This is a genomic window from Pelagibacterium limicola, from assembly GCF_015694405.1.
GTDB lineage: Bacteria > Pseudomonadota > Alphaproteobacteria > Rhizobiales > Devosiaceae > Pelagibacterium > Pelagibacterium limicola.
In genome coordinates this window covers 328,368-342,482 of the sequence record NZ_JADQDB010000004.1, presented here as the reverse complement: position 1 = coordinate 342,482, position 14,115 = coordinate 328,368, and the positions used below count along the sequence as shown (strand labels likewise).

At 61.3% G+C, this 14,115-nt stretch carries 8 protein-coding genes; 4 read left to right on the top strand and 4 right to left on the bottom strand.

What is annotated here, in order from left to right:
- Positions 1-94 precede the first annotated feature (94 nt).
- The gene (locus I2G20_RS10550; protein WP_196259659.1) at positions 95-1,351 is read right to left on the bottom strand and encodes an extracellular solute-binding protein; all 1,257 of its coding nucleotides are present in this window, start codon (positions 1,349-1,351) and stop codon (positions 95-97) included.
- Positions 1,352-1,625: 274 nt separating this feature from the next.
- On the opposite strand from I2G20_RS10550, the gene I2G20_RS10545 reads away from it, so the two are divergent.
- From I2G20_RS10545 to I2G20_RS10535, 3 genes are read left to right on the top strand one after another with little or no spacing between them, the layout of a single operon-like run.
- On the top strand, positions 1,626-2,864 hold the full coding sequence (locus I2G20_RS10545; protein WP_196259658.1) for an ROK family transcriptional regulator: 1,239 nt from the start codon (positions 1,626-1,628) through the stop codon (positions 2,862-2,864).
- A gap of 13 nt (positions 2,865-2,877) precedes the next feature.
- Complete coding sequence (locus I2G20_RS10540) at positions 2,878-5,256, top strand: PIG-L family deacetylase (protein WP_196259657.1); 2,379 nt, start codon at positions 2,878-2,880, stop codon at positions 5,254-5,256.
- Positions 5,257-5,296: 40 nt separating this feature from the next.
- Positions 5,297-6,142 (top strand): DMT family transporter, encoded by an 846-nt coding sequence (locus tag I2G20_RS10535; RefSeq protein WP_246473007.1) that lies wholly within the window; start codon positions 5,297-5,299, stop codon positions 6,140-6,142.
- A gap of 149 nt (positions 6,143-6,291) precedes the next feature.
- Here I2G20_RS10535 and I2G20_RS10530 read toward each other — a convergent pair whose 3' ends face one another.
- The 3 genes from I2G20_RS10530 to I2G20_RS10520 form a co-directional block, all read right to left on the bottom strand.
- Entirely contained in the window at positions 6,292-7,209 is a 918-nt protein-coding gene (locus tag I2G20_RS10530) for a hypothetical protein (protein ID WP_196259656.1), read from the bottom strand.
- A 503-nt stretch (positions 7,210-7,712) separates the two neighbouring features.
- Positions 7,713-8,972 (bottom strand): GGDEF domain-containing protein, encoded by a 1,260-nt coding sequence (locus I2G20_RS10525; protein ID WP_196259655.1) that lies wholly within the window; start codon positions 8,970-8,972, stop codon positions 7,713-7,715.
- 460 nt (positions 8,973-9,432) lie between these two features.
- Positions 9,433-12,672 carry a beta strand repeat-containing protein gene (locus I2G20_RS10520; RefSeq protein WP_196259654.1) on the bottom strand — a complete coding sequence of 1,080 codons (3,240 nt, stop codon included), beginning with the start codon at positions 12,670-12,672 and terminating at the stop codon, positions 9,433-9,435.
- 314 nt (positions 12,673-12,986) lie between these two features.
- Here I2G20_RS10520 and I2G20_RS10515 point away from each other — a divergent pair, with 314 nt between their 5' ends.
- Positions 12,987-14,051: a helix-turn-helix domain-containing protein gene (locus I2G20_RS10515; RefSeq protein ID WP_196259653.1), complete on the top strand. Its 1,065-nt coding sequence runs from the start codon at positions 12,987-12,989 to the stop codon at positions 14,049-14,051.
- Positions 14,052-14,115: the final 64 nt, after the last annotated feature.

The window sequence follows — 14,115 nt, the reverse complement described above, 5'->3', positions numbered from 1 at the left end:
CCCCGACGAAGCTCGAAAGACAAAGGCAACACCCCTTGCCGAGCCATTGAGGGGCCGGCGCCCTTACCCGGGCGCCGGTCGACCGCGTCGAGTCCTAGCGGCTGTAGAAGTTGTCGAGAATGGCCTGCTCGGCTGCCGCAGCTTCGGCAAGCGCATCCGCAGGGTCCTGCCCTTGAATGGACATCCGGGCTTCCATGTCGATGGCGACCTGCCGCTGAGCCGCTTCATCCACAAAGACAGTGGTATGAGCGTATTCGAGCCCCTTTAGGAAGGGCGCATAGACCGGATGGGAAAGGTTTTCTTCTGTAAGCGCCGCAGACTGGCGCGCCGGCAACTCGCCCACGATGTCCAGCCACACTTCCATGGCCTCTTCGGAAGAAATGTAGGCCAGGAATTTTTCGGCGGCTTCAAGCTCGTCACCAGAAGCGCTCGCTCCGATGGCATTTGCAAAATAGCTTGCATAGTTGGAGCGATAGCCATCGGCGTTGGCGGGCAGTTCAGTAACCCCCCATTCAAAGGATTCAATGGCGTTGAACGCTCCGAGGCGGAAGGTGCCATCAATCGACATTGCTGCAAGACCAGCCCGGAAGGCAGCCTGCGGTTCATCCATGAAGCCGATCTGGGTGACGCCGTGAGTATTGTAGAGGTCGGCCTGCCAGCTCGTTGCAGCGAGGCCTGCGTCGTCGTTGTACGCCACGGTGCGCCCGTCATCGGAATAGGCCTGACCGCCGAACTGGCGAATAAGGCCTTCACGCCACCAATGGTGGTCCTGCGCGGCCATCCCCATCGCAAGACCAACCGAGATGATATTGCCCGCGCCGTCGCGCTTAACGGTCGCCTCAGCCGCGGCGAGCAGTTCCTCGAGGGTCTGGGGCGGGTTATCGGGGTCGAGACCGGCTTCGTCAAAAAGTTGCTTGTTATAGAAAAGAGCCAGAGAGCGGACAGCTGTCGGCAATCCGTAATAGTCCTCGCCTCGCTTCATGGCGCCGACGATGGGGAAAAACTCACTCTCAATCTCTTCGTGCGGGAAGACGTCGGGATTGAGGGGCTGGATCAGTTCGCCCGCGACAAAATTGTCAAGCCAGCCATAGAACAGTTGCACGACGTCAGGCCCCTGCCCCGCCAATTTGGCGGCGGTTACGCGTGTCTGGTAGTCGGCGTAGGGAAAAGTCACGTGTCTGACGGTGATGCCGGGATTGGCTGCCTCGAAGTTGGCGATGAGCTGGTCCATCGCCTGCACGCGGCTATCGAACACATATTGCCAGTATTCGATTTCTACAGCCTGGGCAGAACCCATCGCCATCATGGAAACACCGGCAGCAAGGCCGGCCAAAGTGAAACGGTTGCGCATTGAAACCTCCTTGATGCCCTTGCATGCGGCTATTGCAATACCCTCCCGCTGCATCGGGTCCGCTCCTTGTTGAAACGCGAGACATTCCCGCAATTCCAAAGCTCAAGGTGAAACGAGGACAGAGAAGTTGTCAATAAAATAATCTACTTGAGTTATTGAATTGCCTGACCTAGCTTTTACCAACTGTCCTTGTCGAAGTCTTCTGGGATGGATGCGTGGATGGTCAATGATATTGCGCCACGTCTTATGGGGGCAGCGAATTCGGGGAGAGGCCATGACCAGCAATAGGAGGCAGGTCGCGCAGTCCAAGCGGCTTGCCATTGGGTCAAATCCCGGTAGAAACCGCGCGCACAATCGCAGGGTTGTTCTGGAAGCGATAAGGCTACACGGCCATCTTGGCCGTACGGAAATTGCTCGCCACGCCCAGCTTACTGCACAAGCCGTGGCCAATATTGTCGATGAGCTGCTCGATGAAGGCATGTTGATCGAAACGGGCCGCCTGCGGGCGGGCCGCGGCCAGCCACCAATACAGTTTGCAATAAACCCCGATGGACCGATGACCGCAGGGGTAGAGATCGCCGCTGACCATATGGTGGGCGTGCTACTCGATCTTTCAGGCCGGGTCAGGGCACAGGCCCATATACCGCTCCAGAACACCAGTCCGGCAGTTATCCCGGGGCGCGTGGCTCATGAAGTTGCCGCCCTCGCCGAACTGGCCGGGGGCGGACGCATTCTGGGTATCGGTGTCGTTATGCCTGGCCCGTTTGAGGTCGAGGCGATGAGTTCGGTCGGGCCGGGCATGCTTCCGGGATGGCAAGGCGTCGACCCGGTTCCTATGATCGGCCTTGCGACGGGGTATCCAGTCAGTCTCGACAACGATGCGACGGCCGCCGCGGTGGGTGAACGGCTTTACGGCGCAGGGCGACGGATCGACAACTTCTGTTATCTTTATTTTGGGGCAGGCCTTGGGCTCGGTATCATTCAGGACGGCCGCCCATTGCGCGGCACGTTTGGAAATGCGGGCGAAATCGGGCACGTGGCGATAACCCCGCGCAACCGGACGGCACTATATGGGCCCGATGGCGCTATAGAAAATTTCGTATCTGTAGTCGCGCTGCGCGCGCGAATGGCAACGGCCGGTCATAGGATCGATACCGTAGAAGCGATCGAAGCCCTGTATCAGGCGCGCGAACCCGCGCTGCTCGATTGGATCGTGGAGGCCGCGGACCACCTGGCGCCTGCTATAGCGATGCTCGAGAACATCTTCGACCCCGAGACCGTGATATTTGGCGGCGGGCTGCCCGATTGCATACTTGAGGCGATGATCTCTGCACTCGACCCGCTGCCCGTGTCGATTGCGGTTCGGCCCGGCCGGACCCATCCACGCGTGCTCATCGGCCAAACCGGCCAACTGACGGCGGCGCTGGGTGCGGCCGCGTTGCCCCTGCTCGATGCCGTATCCCCGCATCTGAGCACCGCCCCTGCTCCAATGCACCTACCGTCGCTCGCTTGATGAGGTTTTAGCCATGCTTACCGATAGGCAGCGCCTCATGCGCTCTCAGTCCCGCCCCTATCTCTTGGAACTCCACCGCGCATTGAGCCGCCTGCGCTCCGTAATAACGGTGATGCATACGGGCGCCCATCCCGACGATGAGCAAAGCGGAATGCTGGCGGTCATGCGTTTGGGAATGGGGATGCGTACCGTCATTGCGTGCTCAACCCGCGGCGAAGGCGGCCAGAATAGCCTCGGCCCCGAGCGCGCCGGCGCTCTGGGCGTATTGCGCACGCGCGAACTCGAGGAGGCGGCAAAGGTCCTCGACGCCGATATCGCATGGCTCGGTCATGGTCCTGACGATCCGGTTCACGATTTCGGCTTTTCAAAGAAAGGAACCGATACGCTTGCTCGCTGGGGCCGTGAGCGCACCATCGAGCGGTTGGTGCGCGCCTATCGTCAGTTCCGCCCCGATATCGTAATCCCAACCTTCCTGGACGTGCCCGGTCAGCATGGTCACCATCGCGCCATGACCGAAGCGGCCGAAACGGCGCTGGCGCTGGCTGCCGATCCCGATGCCTATCCCGAGCATAGCGCATGGGGATTGGAGCCCTGGACCGTCGCGAAATACTATCTTCCCTCCTGGCCGGGTGGTGGTGGCACCTATGATGACGAAGTGCCGCCACCGCCAGCGACGGTTTCGGTTGTCGATCCGGGAAGGGACCCTGCCACCGGGGCGCGTTACGACGAGATCGGAGAATGGTCACGCGCGTACCATGCCTCGCAGGGTATGGGACATTGGAGCGCAGAACCCAGGTCGGATTGGCCGTTGCACCTGAAGCAGGCCGAGGGAAAAGCCGAGTTGGATATCCGCGATGGGCTCCCTGCCACTCTTGGAGATCTGGCGCACGATATGCCGGAAGCCTCCAAGCGAGGGATTACCCAGGCGCAAGTCCATATTGATGCCGCCATTGCCGCCTTTCCCAATCGCGAAACAATCATTGCCGAACTTGCAGCCGCAGCAGGCGAAATCGAACGTGTGCAAAAGGATACTCCCGCCCAACACACGCATAGGCTGAAACGCAAACTTGAAGAAATCGATACGGCGCTGGCCGTCGCTGCCGGGCTGCGGATCACCGGCTGGGCTGAGCAGAACGCGCTGCCACCGGCTGGTGAGACACGCCTTAATATCCATGTGGAGTTGGGATCGCACCTCGCCCCCGTAACCATCAGACCTGTGCTGTCCGATGTGCTAGCGGCGGCACACTCAGAGCAGGCAGGGAACATCACCAGCTTTGTGCTCAAGGTTGCCGCGGATGCCATACCGGCAAACGGCTTCCCGCCCGATTTCTCCAGCATCGGCGGCAACGGCCTCGTCAGCGTGAAAGTCGAAACGCAGATCGGGGGGCGTGCAATCTCGGTGCCTATCGATCTTGAAGAAGCCGTACAGATCGTTCCACGTCATGTTGTGGCTCTCGATCCTGAGGCGCTGATCGTGCCGATGGGTGTGAGCGCCGTCGAGCATGTGGTGACATTGCGCGGTGCGGGGGACCAGAATGCCCATTTATCGGCCCTAAATGGAATCGAGGTGAGGCGAAATGCCGACCGATTTCTAATAGTGACACCTGCAGACCTTCCATCAGGACGGCATTCGCTGGCCCTTGATATCGATGGCGAGCGAGCTTATCGACAAAGCGATATTGACTACGACCACATAGGACGAGCCCGATTTTTCCGGCCAGAAACCCTAGAGGTGTTGGCGCTGGATTTTAAACGCCCCGACGGAGCCCGTATCGGCTATGCCGGCGGCGGCGCCGACCGGGTGGGGTTATGGCTCTCGCGGATGGGACTTGATGTCACCCTGCTTGGCGCCGACGAATTGGCCGGGGGCCTTTCGCACTTCACAACCATCGTTATTGGAATTTTTGCTTTTGGTTTGCGGCCCGATCTAATTGCAGCACGCGACAAGCTGCGTCGCTGGGTCGAGGCAGGTGGTCATCTGCTCACGCTCTATCACAGGCCGACTGATGGCTGGGACCCCGAGCGAACCCCTCCGGGACGAATAGTCATCGGCTCGCCGTCTTTGCGTTGGCGGGTAACCGATCCGGCAGCGCCTGTAAATATATTGGAGCCCCGTCATCCTCTGCTCTGCGGGCCGAACCAGATCACGCTGAACGACTTTTCCGGCTGGGACAAGGAACGCGGGCTTTACTTCGCGTCAGAATGGGACCCTGCATATTCGCCGTTGCTGGCAATGAACGATGCTGGAGAGTCACCGCTCATCGGTTCGCTGATTTCAGCAAAAATTGGCAAAGGTCGCCATACCCACACGAGCCTCGTGCTGCACCACCAGCTTGACCGACTGGTGCCCGGGGCGTTCCGCCTGGTGGCCAATCTGGTGCAACCGGCCTGATCGGATGATGGGCGCACCCGACGCAGCCAACAGATCGGGGATGGCGTGGCTTTTGGCCGACATGCTGCTTGTAACGGCTATGACGGCGCTGGTTAAGTTGGCAGGCGCCGACTATCCGGCAATCCAGTTGGTGTTCATTCGGTCGCTGATCGGTCTGGGTGCGATCACGCCCCTTATCTGGCGCTACCGCGCCGAGGTGTTTTCAACGCGGCGAGCCGGACGGCACAGCTTTCGTGTGTTTTGCAATGCGCTGGCACTTACCTGCAATTTCTCGGCATTGGCGGCTTTGCCCCTTGCACTGGTCAATGCCATCGGCTTCATGCGCCCGCTCGTGGTTACAATTCTTGCTGTCATACTCCTTGCCGAGAGGGTTGGGGCAATGCAATGGGTTGGCGTGGCACTTGGCTTCGCTGGCGTCCTGATTATCATTGCGCCGGGAGAGATTCCCTTTGATTGGGGGCTTGCTGCGGCATTCGGTTCTGTATTTTTCGGCTCAATGGCCACCATACAGACCCGGGCGCTCAAAGACGAGAACACCACGGTGATGATGGTGTTCTATACGGTGGGGCTGTCCATTTTGACCGCTGTACCGGCCATATTATTCTGGAATCCTGTTGCCGTTGGGGATTGGCCACTCCTGATCGGGATAGGCCTGCTGGCCCAAATCGCGCAATTCTGCTTCCTCAAAGCCTATCAATCCACCCCGGCCAGTATCCTGGCCCCTCTTGGCTACCTGTCGATCGTTTTTGCTTCTTTGACAGGGTATTTCGTTTTTTCCGAAGTACCGGGCACAGCCATAATACCGGGCATCGTCGTTATTTTTATCGGGCTGCAGCTTTCCACTCGCGCCCGCGGCGTTCACCACAATCACCCCAAGTATGACTGAACTGAAATCGGTGATGTCACCTGGGCAATCCCGATGAATGACCCTCGGCCTGTTCGGCTTGCCTGATGATCGACGCTGCCCCTGTGGCTGGGCTCCTTGGCAAGGCACGATCAAAACCGCCACGCACCGCCTAAACAGTTCAATGGACCTTAGAGCGTCTCACCGCCGACGCTAGTGGGAGTACCGCCTTTAGAAAACAGCCGCCGGGCTTCGAGCCAGCCGGAGTCCCTCGTGTGGCGGCGCGGGTCGGCAGGGGGCAGTTCGCGCTTCACGCGCTCTTCCTTCCAGTTCGTGTTGATCCCGCGAAAATGCCAGAACGGAGAGGTCGGCGCCAGCAACGCCTGCGCGCGGGGCATCCCATAGATGCGGTGCATCATGGGAAATATCCCGAGGTCCTGCAGCCAGGCCTGTTGAGGATCCAGCGCCCACTTGTCCGCGCAGCGGGCCAGCAGCGGGTTTTTGACGCGATGCTCGAACCGGAAATGCGCTGGCGATGGCGTTGCTGCCGCCAACTCGCCGCTTTCGACGGCCTCGATCCAAGTTCCCTTGAGCCGGACATAACCATCGCGGCTGTCCGCCAGAAGCGAGAACACGTCCTCGTCTCCGGCCCGCCCCACGAGTTCATCGATGTCGCAATTGAGAATCCCGGCGCTCCCGGCCGCGAAGCGGCGCAGCATCACGGTAAAGCTCGCCACCTGAAGAAAATTGGGCCAATAGGGACGCGAGAGCACTGCCGGGTCGACAGGCCCATAGCGGAACGGCCAGGAGATCAGTCCAACCGCCTCGAGCCCCTCAATCCCGGCTAGCGCGGCGGCGATGTCCTCGAGCCGATATCGGGTAGACCCGTTATCGAAGATCACGATGGCATCGACACCGTGCATCCGGCAATGCCAATTCGCCCAGGCGTTGATCCACTCCAGTTCGTTGTCCTTGTTCATCGTGAACATGACGCGCCGATTCCTGAAGAGGTCGGATTGTGGCTGTACAGGTATCGTCTGGGCGAACCCTTCGAAGCGAATCTCCACCGCTTCGGTGCCAGGGACCACGCTCCGCAGCAGCGTGGTCATCGTGGACCGCGAAGGAAACCATGATGCCTCAACGATCTCCCCCGAAGGCAGCGCACGAAAGCGCGCGGACCTGAGAAGGGGCGTCAGGTTCAGCGGCGGAGGGCCGACCAGAACGATATCGGACGACCCGGCGCGAAAGCAGTCGTAAAACAGCGCCCTGTCTTCAAAGGCCGCGAAGAATTCTGGAGGGCGGCTTCGCTCCGGGCGACGAGGCAGGCGCCGCATGGGGCTGGCTTCGGGAAGGAAAACCGGCGAGGTCGGAAGTACGTGCACTAGAGGAGCGGAGGCGCGCCGATCAACCGTCAAGATTTTGCTCATCGTTCAGAAAGTGTGGTGCTAGGCTTTAGCGCCTGCCCGCAGCGTGCGCAACGGTCCAACCCCGTGTCAAATGATCCAGACCGCCCCTTTCCCGCCCGCCGCACCTTTAACCATCAAAATAGGCCTAAGATACGCCGCGCGGTTCCCACGCCTGTCTCAACGATCCGATTTTTCGAGCCGGCCCCTCACGCCTCCGCGGGATCGAGCGCGGGCGTCCATTCCTCGACTCTGTTCCGGCCCGATTGCTTGGCGCGGTAAAGGGCTGCATCGGCACGGCCGAGAAGCTGTTCGGGGCTCAACTGTTCCTTGGTCCCCTTCCATATGGCAATGCCGATACTGAGCGTTACCACCGGCGCGACCCGCGAGGCAGGATGCGGTAGCCCTGCTTCCTCAACGCTTTTGCGGATGCGTTCTGCGATGGTGCTTGCATGGGCGCTGGAAGACGCTGACAGCACGACGACGAATTCCTCGCCGCCGTAGCGGGCGACGCAATCGGCCTGCCGCGTGCTCTTCTTGATCAGTTGTGCGACTTCCACGAGGCATCGGTCTCCGGCCAAATGGCCCAGACTATCGTTAAGGGCCTTGAAATCGTCGACGTCACACATCAGCAACCCGATGTCGCTGCCGGTTCGCCACAGCGCCGCCATGCATTCGTGCATCCTGTGCCGGTTGGAAAGTCCGGTCAGGCCGTCGACGCGCGATAGCTGCTCAAGGCTGACATTGGTCTCACTCAGATCGATCATCCGGCGACGGTCGCGCAGTTCGAGCAGGAACGATTTGCGCGCGAGAATGCTCATCGTGCGCCGCGCCATGACCGTGGCCGCGACACCGCTGGCAAAGAACATGAAGCCTGAAAGAATCGTTCTGGAGTCCGCCCCGCCTGCCCCAAAATGGAAGATGAGATAAAGTGCCAGCAGATAGACCGCTATGGCCAGCGTCTGGCGAAAGGGTACGTCGAAGATGATGATGGCGGCGATGCCGACGAACAGCATGATGTTAAGGTAGCGTTCGAGCAGAACAGGGCCGGCCGCGACCGCCATCCACGAGACCGCCAGCAGGATGACGAATAGCCCGCCCAGCAATGTGGCGTCCTCAACAATCGGCTGGCGCCGCCTGAGCCATACGAGGATCACGCCGAGCGCCGCGGGAAAGATAACTGCGCCTGGGGCCAGCATGGCGTTGGCGATGGTATCGGGCAGCAACACCATGTTCAGGACAAGGGTCAGGGCATTAATGATGATGACCCAGCTCATCCAGGATCGGATCACCTTGGCGTGCTGACGCCACATCCGCGCGCGATAGCCCGCTGCCATCGCCCCTTCGAGCCGGATATGCCTCGTCCGACCAGACAACTGCCGCTCGGTTTCGGCCATTATGGCAGGATCCCGGATTAGATCGTCCAGAATAGCCGCGGTCCGATCCTGGACACCCTTTGCATAATCCATACGCGCGTACTTCCCTGCAGGCATTGCGGCCCTGGCAGCATGAGGCCACACGGCTGTAACGCAACAATCGACCGACGCGCTCCCTGCCACCCTCGAAATAACAATGAACCACCCCTCTCAAAGAGGGGTTAACGGGGGGATTCAATCGGATTCCCGAACCTTGCGCGGTCCCTGACCGCAGTGGGCGGCGCCAATGAGTCCAGGCGGTGCCGGTGTCTTAAGCGAGAATCAGGGACCCATCTCGGCAGCAAACGTGTCGGCCAGCCTGCGCCAAGGGCCAGGACTCCGCTGGGACCGTAAAGGCTTCGCCATTCCGTGATCGTGCGGGAGATTTGCCGGCCGATACTGGCGGAAGACCAGAAATCGACGCCATCGGCCGGCGTCATGAAGCCATTGCGTCTATTTGGCGAGCGCGCGGCGCGCGTCAGCGTACACAAATGATGCCGTCGCGCGCCAATGCTCAGAACTTTACGTTCGCCCCGAAGCTTGCAGAGAAATCGCCCGACCGGTCGTCTCTCAGAGTCCCCTGCGCCTCGGCAAAAATCGAGAGATTATCCGCCGTCTCGTGTTCCAGCCGCAAGCCCGCGAACGCGCCGAGCGTGTTACGATGGCCAGCGGAAAAGGCGACGCCGATGCCACTCAGGGAGCCGGTCAGCGTGTCGGCGCCGAACTGGAGGGTACCCTCGACTCCGAGGGTCGGGGTGATGCGGGAGATGGCACCATCATCGTGCTGCGTTTGGAACGGGACCGAGACGAACGCGCGGGCCGTGACGGCGTGGTGGTCGCGGGCGTCGACCGAAAGCGGGGCGTTGGTGCCAGTTTCGGCATAACCGTCCAGGAAGAGGCCCGAATAGCGGACTGAGCCGCCCACCTTCACCGCCTGCCCTCCGAGATCGACCGATTGGGTTATGGCAAGGTGCGGAGAGACGAAGACCCCGCCATATTCGGCCCGCGCGTTGGCGATACCGCCCGGGGCCATGTTGTCGAATACCGCGCGCGTGCTCTCGAAGCTCGTGCGGCCGAGGATAAGGCCGAGATCGATGCTGGTATCCCCCAGCGCGATGGCGCCATAGGCGCCGCCGAAGATGGAACTGGCATTGACTGTCTGGCTGCCTGGCACGTCGGTACGTTCCCATGCGCCGCCAATGAGGATGCCCGAGGTTCCCGCCTCGTTTGCGCCGAGATCGATGCCCGAGACGATACCGCTCATGCCGTGCCTGTGACCGGGCGATGTGCCCGCTGGGTCGCGATAGCCAAAGCCGCCGAAGCCGGCGATCCATGCTTGCGGCGAATAGGCCTCGTCCATGGCCTCGAAGATATCGAAGGCATTTGTGGGCGAAGGGCGTGCGGGCGCATAGCCGAGCGGTTGGACCGGTGTGCGCAGGGCGCCGCCGGTGTCTCGCGCGCCGATGGCGCCAAAGATGCCGCCGGTCAGGCTGCCGAGCGTACTTGCCGCGGCTTGCGGCGCTGTGGCGTCCGCGGTCATGACCGTCATGGCATCCTGGTCGATCACGACCATGGCGGCCTTCGCATTGATCGTGCCGGGAAGGGCGCCTGTGTCCCAAGGGAAATAGCCGGCGTCCGTGAAACGGATGCTGGTGTTGGGGCCATATCCGATGTTCATGGTCATGCCCGGCGCGACGGTATCGTGAACGAATATCGCGCCTTCCAGCACCGTGCCCGGCAACAGGTCGAGGGTGGCGTTGGTGGCCCCGGAGTCCATATAGATCGCCATGGAGTCCGTTCCGGGCGCGCGAATGGCGCCACTATTGACGATGTGCGCGTTGGCGCCGTTGGAGACGACGCCCCAGGCTTGGTGGCCTAGCGCGGAGATGGATCCACTGTTGACGATTCGCGCGTTCGCGCCTTCGGAGTAGATGCCCTCGGTAACGCTGCCTTGCGTCGTGATGGATCCACTGTTGGCGATCCGCGCGTTGGCACCAATCGACAAGATGCCCGAGGCACCCCCGCCATGCGTCGTGAGGGATCCGCTATTGGCGATCTGCGCGTCATCACCGGCGGCGGAAATGGCATAGGCGACCCAACCCTGCGTAGTGATAGCCCCGCTGTTGGCGATCCGTGCGCCGGCGCCATCGGAAGCGACGGCGAAGGCGGACACGCCTTGCGTGGCAACGGTTCCGCTGTTTGTAATCCGCGCGCCGACGCCATCGGAGGCGATGCCAAAGGCACCTCCCCCTTGTGTGGCGATGGTTCCACTGTTGGCGATGCGCGCGTTTGCGCCATCGGAGACGATACCGTGGGCGTTGGAGGCCAGTGTGGCGACGATCCCACTATTGGCGATATGGGCGTTTGCGCCGTCAGAGGCGATACCATAGGCGTTGGAGGCTTGCGTGGCGATGGTTCCACTGTTGGCGATGCGCGCGTTATTGCCTCCGGTCGATATGCCTTGGGCCGAGTTGCCTTGGGTGGTGATGCTCCCGCTGTTGGCAATCCGCGCGCCGGCCCCGTCGGAGGTGATACCATGAGCGCCGCCGAGTTGCGTGGCGATGGTACCGCTATTTACGATCTGGGCGTCGGCACCCATGGACGAAACGCCGCCAGTCCCGCTGGAGATGGTTCCGCTGTTGTCGATATAGGCGCTTGCGCCATCGGATGAGATGCCGATGGTCCCGCTCGAGATGGCCCCGCTGTTGGCGATCTTCGCGTCTGCACCTACAGACAAGATGCCGACTGTCCCGCTCGAGATAGTCCCGCTGTTGGCAATCTGCACGTCGTTACCGTCGGTGTAGATGCCATAGGCTTCCAAACCTTGCGTGGTTATGGTTCCGCTATTGGTAATCTGCGCGCCGGTGCCGAGGGAAGCGATGCCGTAGGCGTCGTCGTCTTGCGTGGTTATGGTTCCGCTGTTGGTGATCTGCACGTCGGCGCCAAAGGAAACGATGCCTGAGGAGGCCCAGCCCTGCGTCTCGATGTCTCCGCTGTTGGCGATGCGAGTGCCGTCACCCTCGGAGTAGAGGCCGTGGGCTATCTCGCCTTGCGTCAAGATCGTTCCGCTGTTGTCAATTTGCGCGCTGGCGCCGAGGGACGAGATGCCAAAGGCGGTGTTGCCTTGTGTAGCGATGGTTCCGCTGTTGGCGATTTGAGCGTCATCGCCGCGGGACCATATGCCGTGGGCGGCGTTGCCTTGCGTGGTGATGGTTCCGCTGTTGGCAATCTGCGCATTGGCGCCGTCGGACCATATACCGCGAGCTGAGCCGTCCTGCGTTGCGATGGTTCCGCTGTTGGTAATGTACGCGCTGCTCCCTACGGAGTTGATGCCATAGGCGGACCAGCCTAGCGTCGCGACGACTCCGCTGTTGGCGACGTGAGCGCCGTCACCCTCGGAGTAGATGCCGTGGGCGTAGAAACCGTCCGACGTTATGGTTCCGCTATTGGAAATCTGCGCGTTTGTGCCGGTGGACCATATGCCGAGGGCTCCCCAGTCTTGCGTTGCAATGGTCCCGCTGTTGGTAATCTGCGCGTTTGTGCCGAGGGAGTGGATGCCGTGGAAGCCTCCTGACGTTTCGATGGCCCCGCCCAGCTCGACCACGCCGATATCGTCAGGGCCGGCCATGATCTGGGTGACGTTTACCGTCTGTCCGTTCAGGATGATGAAGCTCTGCGCAGGTGCCGGGGCGGTGCCAAGCGCCAGACCGCAGGACAGCGCCGTGGCCCCCAAAATAAAAGTATAGCGGTTCATCGTACCCCTCGAATAGTTAGAAACTGCAGCGCCCGGGAGGTCGTTAGCGCCCTCCCGTCGCGGTCATGAGCCGGTCCCTTGCCTCCTGAGCAAGACCGGCTGACTCCGGCTACGCCGTCAGGAGACCAAAAAGCGATGTGCGCAGGAATGTATCGTCCCAACCGTGCCCCCATTGTCTCGGCAAGTCCCGATCTAGCGGCTGGACAGGCAGGCCGGTAACCATTCCGTCTCACAGAGAAAAATTTACGCATCGCCGGTTGCCGGCCGCGTCATCATCGGGCATTTCTGACATCAGCCCCTGGGGGAAGGTGCTTATGACGCCAGACGAACATCGCAATGCCTGGTACTGGGTCCAGGCCCTGCCCGATCGCTGGACCGCATGCGAGCGACCGGCCAGCCCGGCGCCCGACCGTTCATGGTTCACGCTGCGTCTCAGCACCGATGCGGCCGATGGCGACCCATACGAATTCTGGCGCCACCGGGTCTTTTACGACTTCGCCGCCGATCGGAGAGCCGATCAGAGCGTACCCTTTTACGCCAGCGCCCAGGCCGTGGTCTCGCTTCGCGGTGAATTCGTGTATTCGCGGTCTGCGGACCTGGCCGGAGCAAGAACCGGCGCCGGCATCAGCCAATTGCCCAATGCCAATCTCACCATCGGCTTCATGCTGTCCGGACGGCGCGACTACGAAGCCGGCTCCTGGCGTCACCGCGCCGAAGCCGGCCAGCTCTATCTCTACGATGCTGCCGTCGCCTCACGACTCGAGATGAGCGAGCACCAGGTTACCTACCTCAGCATCAAGGCTGATGCAGTGGATCGGGTTCTCCCGCAGGGCCGTCAGGATCACGCCAGTCTGCTGTACCGGCTGGAACGCTCTCCCCTGAGGCCATTCCTGCAAATGCAACTGGCCATGCTGATAGAGGCCCGGCGGCGTCCGGACCCGCCCGATTCCGGCCGCTTGCTGGACATCGCGAGCGATCTGGCTCTGCTGATGCTGCAGCAGGCGCCGGAGCTTCCCGACATGGACGTGGGTGAATTGCGACGCGGCCTGATTGTCGCCGCACAGCACGTGATTGCCACAAATCTCGACAATGCAAGGCTGGACGCCGATTACATCGCCGGCCAGCTGGGCGTGTCCCGCGCCACGCTATACCGAGCCTTTGCCGGCCACGGCCTGACGATTGCCGGCCACATCCGCGCCATCCGGCTGATCCGCGCCCGCCATCTGATTGAACATAGTGCGGCTGGCGACAAGATCAGCGACCTCATCCTGCGTTGTGGCATCGAAGACAGTGTACATTTCGCCCGCCAGTTTCGGGAGCTTTTTGGCATTCGCCCCAGCGAAATCAAGGGGATAAGGTTCGGGCAGAATGTGGTCTGATCACATCCGGCAGGAACCGGCTTCCGGTCGCCAGGCCAATTCGTCTCAAACGCCTTGTTCCTGA

Excerpts from the sequence above, each read along its gene's own strand:
- I2G20_RS10550 (WP_196259659.1), bottom strand. The coding sequence starts at position 1,351 with ATGCGCAACCGTTTCACTTTGGCCGGCCTTGCTGCCGGTGTTTCCATG.
- I2G20_RS10545 (WP_196259658.1), top strand. The coding sequence starts at position 1,626 with ATGACCAGCAATAGGAGGCAGGTCGCGCAGTCCAAGCGGCTTGCCATT.
- I2G20_RS10540 (WP_196259657.1), top strand. The coding sequence starts at position 2,878 with ATGCTTACCGATAGGCAGCGCCTCATGCGCTCTCAGTCCCGCCCCTAT.
- I2G20_RS10535 (WP_246473007.1), top strand. The coding sequence starts at position 5,297 with ATGGCGTGGCTTTTGGCCGACATGCTGCTTGTAACGGCTATGACGGCG.
- I2G20_RS10530 (WP_196259656.1), bottom strand. The coding sequence starts at position 7,209 with ATGACCACGCTGCTGCGGAGCGTGGTCCCTGGCACCGAAGCGGTGGAG.
- I2G20_RS10525 (WP_196259655.1), bottom strand. The coding sequence starts at position 8,972 with ATGGATTATGCAAAGGGTGTCCAGGATCGGACCGCGGCTATTCTGGAC.
- I2G20_RS10520 (WP_196259654.1), bottom strand. The coding sequence starts at position 12,672 with ATGAACCGCTATACTTTTATTTTGGGGGCCACGGCGCTGTCCTGCGGT.
- I2G20_RS10515 (WP_196259653.1), top strand. The coding sequence starts at position 12,987 with ATGACGCCAGACGAACATCGCAATGCCTGGTACTGGGTCCAGGCCCTG.